Annotated in this window: 6 protein-coding genes; 1 reads left to right on the top strand and 5 read right to left on the bottom strand. The window is 73.6% G+C overall.

What is annotated here, in order from left to right; genetic code table 11:
* Window positions 1–98: 98 nt before the first annotated feature.
* From ACR807_RS40330 to ACR807_RS40320, 3 genes are all read right to left on the bottom strand, one after another.
* Complete coding sequence (locus ACR807_RS40330; RefSeq protein WP_438926817.1) at window positions 99–671, bottom strand: hypothetical protein; 573 nt, start codon at window positions 669–671, stop codon at window positions 99–101.
* A 259-nt stretch (window positions 672–930) separates the two neighbouring features.
* Complete coding sequence (locus ACR807_RS40325) at window positions 931–2181, bottom strand: cation:proton antiporter (RefSeq protein ID WP_438926816.1); 1251 nt, start codon at window positions 2179–2181, stop codon at window positions 931–933.
* A 70-nt stretch (window positions 2182–2251) separates the two neighbouring features.
* Window positions 2252–2764, bottom strand: a complete 513-nt coding sequence (locus ACR807_RS40320; RefSeq protein WP_438926815.1) for a hypothetical protein — start codon at window positions 2762–2764, stop codon at window positions 2252–2254.
* Window positions 2765–3014: 250 nt separating this feature from the next.
* On the opposite strand from ACR807_RS40320, the gene ACR807_RS40315 reads away from it, so the two are divergent.
* A complete protein-coding gene (locus ACR807_RS40315) occupies window positions 3015–4019 on the top strand; it encodes a helix-turn-helix transcriptional regulator (protein ID WP_438926814.1) in 1005 nt (334 codons plus the stop codon).
* A 20-nt stretch (window positions 4020–4039) separates the two neighbouring features.
* Here ACR807_RS40315 and ACR807_RS40310 read toward each other — a convergent pair whose 3' ends face one another.
* Together ACR807_RS40310 and ACR807_RS40305 are read right to left on the bottom strand one after the other, a co-directional pair.
* Window positions 4040–5098, bottom strand: a complete 1059-nt coding sequence (locus ACR807_RS40310; protein WP_438926813.1) for an ornithine cyclodeaminase family protein — start codon at window positions 5096–5098, stop codon at window positions 4040–4042.
* Between the two features lie 29 nt (window positions 5099–5127).
* Window positions 5128–6846: an AfsR/SARP family transcriptional regulator gene (locus ACR807_RS40305; protein ID WP_438926812.1), complete on the bottom strand. Its 1719-nt coding sequence runs from the start codon at window positions 6844–6846 to the stop codon at window positions 5128–5130.
* Between the last annotated feature and the right edge of the window lie 241 nt (window positions 6847–7087).

Here is a 7087-nt window from a genome sequence, read left to right as displayed (position 1 = left end):
ATCATGGTGTCGTTCAGGCAGCGCGTGGTGCCGGACCGCCCCACCCCCGGACGGGGGCGTGGACCGGGCAGCCCCGTCCGGGTCCGCGACCCGGTGGGTCACGACCAGCGCGACGCCCGGCGCGTCCAGGGTGCCCCGGGCCCCCTCGTCCGCCGCGCGGTGAGCACGACGAACCAGGCCACCGCCGCCGCGGCGGGCGGGACGAGCCACGCGCCCGCCGTCGACACGTCCTCGGGCCGGACGGGGGCCATCACGCCGAGCCGGTCGAAGACCAGCGGCACGCGGTCGCCGACCACCGCCGGGCGGACGCCGCGCCCCAGCGCGTCCACCACACCGCGCCCGTCGCAGGACAGCACGTACCGCTCCTCGTCGTCGTCGCGCGCCGTCTGCGCCACGACGCGGTCGACCACCACGCACGCGTCCCGCTCGCCGAACCACGCCGACCACAGCGGCGGCCCGGTGATCGCGGTCAGCGCCGGCAGCCCCAGCCCGAGGAACAGCGCCGCGCCCAGCACCGCGTCGCGCACGCGGAGCGCCCGGTAGACGAGGGCGAAACCGGTCCCCCCGACGACGAAGCCGGTCGCCCCGACCCACCACCACCCGTCGCCGCCGACCAGGAAGCCGGCGACGACCTGCACGACCACGCACGCGCCCGCCGACGCGAGCAACACCCGACGTCCCACCGGAATCCCCACCGAACCCCCACCGCCGACCGACGAGCTCCACCGGTCGGACGCGCGCCGGCCCGTGCGCGTTCCGGTCGGTCGGACCGGCGTGGTGTGGACGACCGGCAGCCGCGGCCACGTCGCGGCGGCTACGACCGGTCCCCGTGCGCGAAATCGCCCGGGCGGGCGGACAACCACACCGGTGCTGCACGACCACAGCCGTCAAGGGGTGGCGACACCGGCTCGGACGCAGGGAACAGCGCGCTCAGGAGTCCCCTGACCGGGTGACGGGCACCGCGTCGGGGGTGGTCGGGGAGCGGCGTCGGCCCACCCGCTCGACCAGCGCCAGCAGCGGCGCGGTCATCGCGGTGGTCACCAGCGCCATGACGACCATCAGCGAGTACAGGTCCTCGTGCAGCAGGCCCAGTTGCAGCCCGACGGTGAGGATGACCAGCTCGGTCAGGCCGCGGGTGTTGAGCAGCACGGCGAGGGACGCCGCGTCGCGCGGCGGCACCCGGTGCAGGCGGGCCGAGACGTAGGCGGCGCCCGCCTTGCCGCCGACCGCCACGAGCAGCACCAGGAGGAGGTCGACGACGCCGGACCCGCCGATCGTGGACAGGTCGACCTTGAGGCCGGCCGTCACGAAGTAGACCGGCAGCAGCACCGAGGTGATGGTGCCGATCCGGCGCGCCACGTCGGCCCGCAGGCCGCTGTCGGCGTCCTTCGGGAAGACGAACCCGAACAGGAACGCGCCGAACGCGAAGTGCAGGCCGAGCCACTCGGTCGCGCCGCCGGACGCGAGCACGCCGACGGTGATCGCCACGAGCCGCGGGGTGTCCGCGCCGGACGCCGTCCAGCGGGCGGCCAACCGGCGCAGCAGCGGGCGCACGACGAGGAGCAGGACCGCCAGGTACGGCACGGCGAGGAGCAGCCGCCACTCCGAGCCGGTGCCGCCGACGAGCACGACCACCCCGGTGAGGACCGACCACACCACGACGTCGCCGATCGCGGCGATGCCCAGCGAGAGCGTGCCGAGCGGGGTCTGCTGGATGCCGCGGTCGGCCAGGATGCGCGCCAGCACGGGGAACGCGGTGGCGCCCATGGCCACCCCGAGGAAGAGCACGAACCCGAGTTCGTGCCGGGTCCCGTAGGACCCGAGCAAGTACCAGGCGAGCGCCGCGCCCAGCGCGAACGGCACGAGCGTGGCGCTCAGCGCGACCCCGGTCATGACCCGCCGCCCGGTGGCGAGCAGGGACCGGTCCAGCTCCAGCCCCACCAGGAACATGAACAGCGCGACGCCGACGTTCGCCAGCGGCGACAGCAGGGGGCGCACGTCGGTCGGGATCACCGCGGCGGACAGCCCGCCCGAGAACAGCGTCGGCCCGAGCAGGATGCCGCAGAGGATCTCGCCGATCACCGGCGGCTGCCCCAGCCTGCGGGCGAGCGCGCCGAAACCCTGGGCCAGCAGCAGGATCAGCGCCAGGTCCAACAACAGCACGGCCACGTGGTCGCTCACGGTCGGTCCCCTCCGTCGGGTTCATCCACTGTGGACTGGGCTCCCGGGCGGCGGCGACCACCGCTCCCGGTCAGAAGAACACGTCGCCGAACACGGCCGGCGCCGCGGCCAGGCAGCTGTACCGGACGAAGCGCCCGGCCAGCCCGACCGCGAGGAACAGCTCCACCCGCATCCGGGTGAGGCCGGCGAGCACGGTCGTCATCCCGAACGGGGGAAGCCCGACCACCGAGCTGAGGCCGAAGACCCCGGCCATCCACCGCGGGTCCTCGCGGGCGCGCTCGGTCGCCGCCTTCAGCAGGGCGGCCACCCGACCCGGTTCGCGCTCAGGGCGGGCCGCCCGGCGCGGCAGCCGGCGCGACAACCAGCGCGGTGGTCGCCACGACAGCCGCAGCGCGCCCACCGCGGCGTAGTAGTGGACCAGCTTGCCCAGCACCTGACCAGCGGCGATCGCCGCGCCCAGGGCGGCGAACGGGATGTCCGGCCGCTGGGTGACGAGCCCGATGAGGAACAGCTCGATGCTGCCGAACGGGACGACCGCCGTCGCGAACGCCAGCCCGAAGGCGATGCCGAGCCACGTCAGCACCGCTCTCCCGGCGACGGGGGTGCTGATTCGGGAATCCGAAAGACTCCGAACGGCTCAATCTGGCGACGGGGCATTGCACCCGTCTGACCTATCGTTCCGGTATTTGACATGTGCTTTTCTTTCTTCGGCCAGCATTGCGAATGAATATTTGACGAAGATGTCGGAGGTTTTGCCGGGAATAGACGCACTGTGGTGAACCGATCTCACGTTCGACCGGCGGCTGGCTCCAGCCGCTCTGGGGAGGTTGAACATGCAGTTCCTCGGTCTCGGCACCGATGCCGGAATCGTGTACCAGACCATGATCAAGTACCCGCACGTCGGCATCGCGGAGCTGGGGCTCTGGCTGACGTGGTCGGCAGGCAGGCTGAACCGCGCGCTGGACGAACTCGTGCAGCTCAACCTGGTCAAACCGGACTGGCAGGACCACGACCGGGACGAGGTCGTCCTGGTCGACCCGGGCACGGCGCTGCACGGGTTGCTGGAAGCGCAGGAAGCGGTGCTGGCCTACCACCAGCAGGACGTCGCCCGCAGTCGGGCGCTGGTGTCGAGCATGCTCGCCGAGTACGAGCAGGCGCAGGTGGACCAGGGCGATTTCCCGGACCAGCGCGTGCTGGGCCCGGAAGCGGTGCAGAGCTTCGCCGACAGCCTGGCGGACAACTGCACGTCGGAGATGATGTCGTTCTCGCCGGGTGGTCCGGCGCCGCAGCCGCAGGAGGCCGCGGACCGGGCCGAGGACCTCCGGCTGCTGGGGCGCGGCGTGCGCATCCGCAGGCTCTACCTGGAGAGCATCGCCAACGACACGGCCGCCGTCGCCTACGCGCGCTGGCTGGTCGAGCAGGGCGGCGAGGTGCGCACCGTGCCGAGCCTGCCGGTCCGGATGTCCCTCTACGACCGCAAGGTGGCGATAGTGGCCATCGACCCGCACAACTCCGACGAGGGCATCGTGGTGCTGCGCGGCACCGGTGTGCTCACCGCGCTGTGCGCGTTCTTCGACCACGCCTGGGAACCCGCCACCGGGATCGGCGCACCGGTCAACCGGGACGTCGACGGCCTCACCGCGCAGGACCACGAGGTCCTGCGCCTGCTGGCCGACGGGCACACCGACGCCGTGGTCGCCCGCAAGCTCGGCGTGTCGGTCCGCACGACGCGCCGGGTGATCGCGGACCTGGCCGAGCGCCTGGGGGCGCGGAGCCGGTTCCAGGTCGGCGTGCGGGCGGTCGAGGTCGGCTGGCTGTCCGGCGGCTGTCGGGGCTGACCCGGCCGGTGGCGCGGCGGTCACAACGACAGGACCTGGCCGAGGTCGGCCCGTTCGGCGGCCTCGGCCACCCGGTGCGCCACGGCCACGTCCAGGATGGCCATCCCGAACGCGTTGCACACCACGACGTCGGTGTCCGCGCCGCGTCCGGGGTGGTCGCCGGACACCACCTCGCCGAGCGTGGCGTCCACCTTGCGCACCGACGTGCCGGGTGAGCCGCCGTCGCCCTCCACGATGCCCGACGGCGGCAGCAGCTCGCCCGCGCGGTACATGCGGCCCAGCAGCCGGCGGTTGTCGCTGCTGACCAGCTCCCAGTCGTCGACCACCAGCAGGTCGCAGCGGCGCACCGCGTCGGGCAGCAGGTCGTCGAGCGACACGTTGGACACCAGCGCGCCCGGCGACAGCCAGTCGTGCGGGATGTAGCCCTCGGTCACCGTCGTCACCGGCACCACCAGGTCCGAGCCGCGGACGCAGTCCCGCGCCGACGCCGCCACCGACACGGTCAGCCGGGGCCTGCGCGCCGACGCCTCCTCGCGGAACCGCTCCGCCCGCGCCGGGTCGATGTCGAACACGACGACCTCGGCCAGGGTCGGCACCGTGTCCGCGAGCAGCTCCAGGTGCGTCATCGCCAGCGTGCCGCAGCCGATCAGGCCCATCCGGGACGCGCCCGGCCGGCCGAGCGACCGCGCGGCCACGGCGGTCACCGCGGCGGTGCGCAGCGCGCTGATGTGCGCCGCCTCCATCAGCGTCCGGGGCCGCGCGGTCTCCGGGTCGAGCAGGAGGGTGAAGCCCTGCGAGCGCGGCAGGCCGCGCTCGACGTTGCCGAGGCTGGCGTTGATGGTCTTCAGGCCGACCGCGAAGCCGTCCTCGAACTCGACCGCGCCCGGCATCGCCAGGCACCGGTTGGCCGCGCCGCTGGGCGACCGCCACGGCAGGTACGCCTCCTCCGGCAGCATCACCCGGCGCTCGGTGTGCAGCCGCAGCGCCTCGGCCACCACCGCGACGGCGTCGACCTCGGTCAGCGCGCGCACGACGTCGTCGCGGGTGAGGTAGCGGAACTCGTTGATCGCTGTCGTCACAGGGGGTCTCCTGAAGAGGGGGACGGTGGTCAGCCGACCTTGCAGAGCTGGTCCTGGTCCAGCGCCAGGGCGTGCACGAGCTCGGGCAGCCGGTAGTGGTCCGCCGTGCGCGCGTCGGGGCGCAGCAGGTGCGCGGCGACGAGTTCGTCGAGCACGTCGAGCGCGTCCACGACGGGCAGGCGCAGCAGGTCGGCGGCGGTGCCGAGGTGGAACGTGCCGGGGCCCAGGGTCGACAGCCGCAGCAGCGCGTCGCGGAGGTCGCCCGCCAGCCCGGCGAACGACGGCAGCAGCCGCTCCCGCACGTCCAGGTCGCCCACCCGCAGCTCGTCCAGCACCCGCCGCGGGTCGCGCAGCCGTTCGGCCAGCCGCCGCAGCGGCCAGTGCGGGCGGGCGGCCAGCCGCGAGCCGCACACGCGGATCGCGATCGGCAGGTGCCCGCACACCTCGGCGATGTCGAGCGCCGTCCGGTGCTCGGCGGCGGTCCGGTCGACGCCGATGATCCGGCCCAGCAGCTGCATCGACTCGGCGGGGGAGAACGGGCCGAGCGTGATGCGCGCGGCGCCCTCCAGGGTGGCCAGCAGGGAGCGGCTGGTGATCAGCACCCCGCAGCCGGGCACGGACGGCAGCAGCGGTCGCACCTGGCGCTCGTCGTGGGCGTCGTCGAGGATCAGCAGGGTGCGGGTGCCCGCCAGCGTGCGGCGGTACAGCTCGACCTTCGCCGGGGTCGACTCCGGCAGCCGGTCGGCCGGCACGCCGAGCCGCGCCAGCAGGCTGTCCAGCACGGTGTCGGCGCCGGGCGGCGACGCGTGCCTGCCGCCGAGGTCCACCAGCAGCTGGCGGTCCGGGAAGTGCTTGCCCAGCAACCTGGCCGCGCGCTGGGCCAGGGTGGTCTTGCCGACGCCGTTCATGCCGCTGACGACGCACGCGGTGGGCAGCTCGGCCTGCCCGGTGGAGCCGCTCAGCACCGCGCACGCCCGCTCGGTCTCGACGGCCCGGCCGGTGAAGTCGCTGGGCTCCGGCGGCAGCGCGGGGTCGGCCTCCTGCCGCCGCGTCCACAGCTTGATCGTCGTGCGCGGCGTGCGCGGCACGGAGGTGAGGATCGACTGGTGCAGGTCCCGCAGCTCGGCGGACGGGTCCAGGCCCACCAGCTCGGCGAGGGCGGTGCGGAAGTCCTGGTACACGGCCAGCGCGTCGGCCGTGCGGCCACTGCCGTGCAGGGCGGTCATCAGCTGCATCCGCGGTCGTTCCCGCAGCGGTTCCGCGGCGATCAGGGCGGTGAGGTCGGTGATCAGCCGCTGGTGCTCGCCCAGGGCCAGTTCGGCGTCGATGCAGCTCTCCAGCGCGGTGAGCCTGGCCTCCTCCAGGCTCGGCTGCTCCACCGTGGCGAGGTGGTCGGTGACCCCGCCCAGCGCCGGGCCGTTCCACCGCGACAGCGCGTCGCGCAGCAGCCTGCTCGCCTCGGCGTGCCTGCCGTCGGCCAGGGCGGCGCTGCCGCGCGCCGCCAGCGTCTCGAACTCGACCAGGTCGAGCTGGACCCGCTCCTCCGCCAGGAACTCGAAGCGGTAGCCGGGTGGCTGGCGCGTGATCCTGGCCTCCGCGCCGAGCAGGCTGCGCAGCCGCGAGGCGTAGGTCTGGATCTGCGCCTGCGTCGTCGAGGGCAGGTCCTCGTCCCACAGCATCTGCATCAGCCTGGCGTCCGAGACCACCCGGCCCCGGGCCAGCAGCAGCGCCGCCAGGAAGGTGCGCATCTTCGAACCGCGCACTTCGATCTGCGTGTCGCCAGCCCACGCCCCCACCAGACCAAGTACCTGGAACCTCATCGACCACCCCTCACACGCTCGCGCGGCGGCGTTGCCCGCGTGCTCTCGCCTCAAGGCAGTTTGTTCAAGGTTTTCCAACATGTCAGCCGTCCTGTTTGGCAGGAACATGCCTTGACAGGATGTGGCCTCACGAGTGCTCCCCGTGACGACCGCAGGGCGTCCGGACGCG

The organism is Saccharothrix sabaoui, assembly GCF_051756985.1.
Lineage (GTDB): Bacteria > Actinomycetota > Actinomycetes > Mycobacteriales > Pseudonocardiaceae > Actinosynnema.
The sequence above is the reverse complement of the archived record's forward strand: the minus strand, read 5'-3'. Positions and strand labels throughout refer to the sequence as shown.

Bases quoted from the DNA above. Each gene is read 5' to 3' on its own strand.
- ACR807_RS40315 (WP_438926814.1), top strand. From the start codon at position 3,015: ATGCAGTTCCTCGGTCTCGGCACCGATGCCGGAATCGTGTACCAGACC.
- ACR807_RS40305 (WP_438926812.1), bottom strand. From the start codon at position 6,846: ATGCGCACCTTCCTGGCGGCGCTGCTGCTGGCCCGGGGCCGGGTGGTC.